This window comes from Colwellia sp. C1TZA3 (assembly GCF_007954265.1).
Taxonomy (GTDB): domain Bacteria; phylum Pseudomonadota; class Gammaproteobacteria; order Enterobacterales; family Alteromonadaceae; genus Cognaticolwellia.
The window spans coordinates 1-3,141 of record NZ_VOLS01000119.1 but is presented as its reverse complement, the minus strand read 5'-3'; the positions used below and the strand labels follow the sequence as shown (position 1 = coordinate 3,141).

The window sequence follows — 3,141 nt, the reverse complement described above, 5'->3', positions numbered from 1 at the left end:
TAGTTAAAATAGCTCAAGGCTGTGTTGCTCTCAATCCCAATAGCCAGCTATTGCTCAATCGAGCGCCTTACCTTGAGTTATTTTTCCTGCGCACAACAAGATCACAAACTTAATGGAACTGGTATAAGTTGATTAATTACCCATTCATTTTTAATGGTTAAAATAAAAAACGACAGCGTTATAAAAACAAAAAACCCGGCGTTTATTATAACGACGGGTTTTCATTTTTCTTTAGTCATCTATTACTTAGCGTTTAATATTCGCAAAGATGCTCTTTAATTAATAACTCAGCAATTTGAACGCTATTTGTTGCTGCGCCTTTACGTACGTTATCGGCAACAATCCACATATTAATGCCATTATTGTGGCTAATATCTTCACGAATGCGGCCAACAAAGGTTTCATCTTTACCACTAGCATCAGTAATTTGCGTTGGAAAGTCTTCATCATTGTGACAAACCACTATACCGGGTGCTTTGCTCAGTAACGCTTTGACTTCTTCAGCAGAAATAGGTGAGTTAGTTTCAATATGTAATGATTCACCATGACCAAAAAATACCGGTACACGCACCGCTGTTGGGTTAACTAGTACACTGTCGTCGCCCAATATTTTCTGGGTTTCCCAAACCATCTTCATTTCTTCTTTGGTATAGCCATTTTCAAGAAATACGTCAATTTGTGGAATAACATTAAAAGCAATTTGACGAGAGAAATTTTTTGGTTCGACTGGTTTGCCACACAATAAGTCTGCCGTTTGCTTTGCTAACTCATCCATAGCCGCTTTACCACCGCCAGAAACTGACTGATAAGTACAAACATTCACCCGTGCAATACCTACGGCATCGTAGATAGGCTTTAATGCCACCATCATTTGAATGGTTGAACAATTTGGGTTAGCAATAATATTGCGGTTACGGTATTCAGCTAGTGCTTGTGGATTAACTTCTGGCACGACTAATGGAATATCAGCGTCATAGCGAAACTCAGAGGTATTATCGATAACAATGCAGCCATCTTCAGCAGCTATTGGCGCATACTTTGCCGATATTTCGCCACCAGCTGAGAAGAAACCAATTTGTGCTTGGCTCCAATCAAAGTTGTCGGCATCTAAAACTTCAATACTCTCACCCTTAAAGTCAATAAATTCACCCGCCGAACGAGCGCTCGCCAATGGGTAGAGCTTATTAATGGGAAAGTCACGCTGTTCTAGTATTTCAATAATTGTTTTACCAACTAAACCCGTTGCCCCTAGTACGCAAATATCAAATTTCTGTGCCATAATCCTCTCTCTTTTTATCCAGTTTATTTATTAAAGCCAAGCTGATGCGGCACATCTAAGCTCAACGCGTTCTTCAAGTTGACCGTTATTGACGAAAACTCCCGGCGAGTCGGATAAGTTTTACGAATATGGTCAAATCCTTGAATAGTAATTTGTTGACGAAAAATTGCATCGTCACGTCTAACATCGTATACCATTTTTACTAGCTGGTTTAACAGTATTTCATCAAACGTTTGTTTAAGTTCAACCCTGCCAATTGCCGATATCGGTAAGAAGTCAGCAAGCTGCTTATTTGGCAAAATATCAAGCTGTTGGCATAATGCCCGATAGAGGGTTTCTGTACCACGAGCTTTTCCTTCTAAGCTATAACCGGCAATGTGCGCGGTGGTAATCTCACAATACGCTATTAAAGCCAATAATATATTGGGTTCATTTTCCCACACATCTAACACTAGCTTTAATGGATGCCCTTGCTGTTTCATTTTCAATAAAGCAGCGTTGTCGATGACTTCACCGCGACAAGCATTAATCAGTATTTGATTGGCTTTAAATTGAGCTAATCGGCTGGCATCCAATAAATGATAAGTAGCGTGTTGGCCGGTTCGAGTTAACGGCACGTGTAGCGAAACCACGTCGCAACTTAACGCTTGCTCAAGCGAAACAAAATCTCGAGTATCCGCTGAGTTTTCAGCTAGTAAAGGATCACATAAAACATGTTTAATATTTAAAGCTGTTAACTTCTCACTTAACCTTGAACCGGTATTACCTGCGCCAACGATGCCTACAGTTAACGCTGATAGCGTTATTAAATATCGCTCAGCTAATACAACTAAAGCACTCAGTACATATTCAGCAACAGAAACGGCATTACAACCCGGTGCAGAATGAAAATTAATAGCTCGATCAGCTAAGTAGTCTTGATCTATGTGATCAACACCAATCGTTGCTGTACCAACAAAACTTAAAGTTTGATTATTTTGCAATAACGCTTTATTGACTTTCGTAATTGAGCGCACCAATAACACGTCAGCATCACTCATATCAGCCGCCGACAAATCACGGCCAGAAAATGGTGTTAACACGCCTAAATCAGCAAAAAAATCTGCCGCAAACGGCATATTCTCATCATAAAAAATATTCATTTAACGCTTCCAATTCACCCAAAAATAATAAACCTATGACGACATGATATTACACCGTTAATGTTATTTTTTTAACATAACTTTCTTTTTCTATTTTTGTTACTTCAACCGTAATTACTGCGTCTTCAATTCCCAGGCGTTCAAGTTGATTGCTAACACTGTCAGTAAGGTTTTTACGTTGCGATAAATCACGCCCTGATAATATTTTTAAATTAACATGGACAAAAACTTGCTCTGCGCCAGGCAGATAAAAATCGTTATAAACGCATGCTCGTACTTTGATATTAGCAGCAGTAAATAATTCGCTTTGGTTTACACCTTTATAAACAGCGTGCATTAGCTGTTCTACCGGTAAACTTTCAATAATTTTTGCAGAATATTCAACAATACAATGAGGCATAATAGGCAGACACAGTTAGTAAAAGACAAGATGAGCATTGTAACGAAAATCGAAGGCAAAAAGAATATCGACGGCTGGGTTATTTAGCCAATTTTATAATACTTTAGGTATAAGTATAAGTAGTGACGAGCATATTATTATATAGCTGTTAATTATTAGCCTAATGCCAGAGCAACTGCCAAGAAGCACTAACACCAATCCCATTAAGTTATTGCTCACTTGTACTAGTTAAAATAGCTCAAGGCTGTGTTGCTCTCACTCCCAATAGCCAGCTATTGCTCAATCGAGCGCCTTACCTTGAATTATTTTTCCTGCGCACA

General features: G+C 38.8%; 3 protein-coding genes. All 3 read right to left on the bottom strand.

Annotated features, from left to right (window positions below):
- Nucleotides 1–253: 253 nt before the first annotated feature.
- Genes ESZ39_RS17350 through ESZ39_RS17340 form a run of 3 tightly spaced genes read right to left on the bottom strand, consistent with a single transcriptional unit; the run spans nt 254 to nt 2,821 of the window.
- Nucleotides 254–1,279, bottom strand: coding sequence for an aspartate-semialdehyde dehydrogenase (locus ESZ39_RS17350; RefSeq protein ID WP_146881171.1), 1,026 nt, complete (start codon nt 1,277–1,279; stop codon nt 254–256).
- Nucleotides 1,280–1,302: 23 nt separating this feature from the next.
- Complete coding sequence (locus ESZ39_RS17345; RefSeq protein ID WP_146881170.1) at nt 1,303–2,421, bottom strand: 4-phosphoerythronate dehydrogenase; 1,119 nt, start codon at nt 2,419–2,421, stop codon at nt 1,303–1,305.
- Nucleotides 2,422–2,470: 49 nt separating this feature from the next.
- Entirely contained in the window at nt 2,471–2,821 is a 351-nt protein-coding gene (locus ESZ39_RS17340; protein ID WP_146881169.1) for a 5-carboxymethyl-2-hydroxymuconate Delta-isomerase, read from the bottom strand.
- Nucleotides 2,822–3,141 lie beyond the last annotated feature (320 nt).

What these genes read in the sequence shown, in the direction of transcription:
- ESZ39_RS17350 (WP_146881171.1), bottom strand. Translation starts at nt 1,279, where the DNA reads ATGGCACAGAAATTTGATATTTGCGTACTAGGGGCAACGGGTTTAGTT.
- ESZ39_RS17345 (WP_146881170.1), bottom strand. Translation starts at nt 2,421, where the DNA reads ATGAATATTTTTTATGATGAGAATATGCCGTTTGCGGCAGATTTTTTT.
- ESZ39_RS17340 (WP_146881169.1), bottom strand. Translation starts at nt 2,821, where the DNA reads ATGCCTCATTGTATTGTTGAATATTCTGCAAAAATTATTGAAAGTTTA.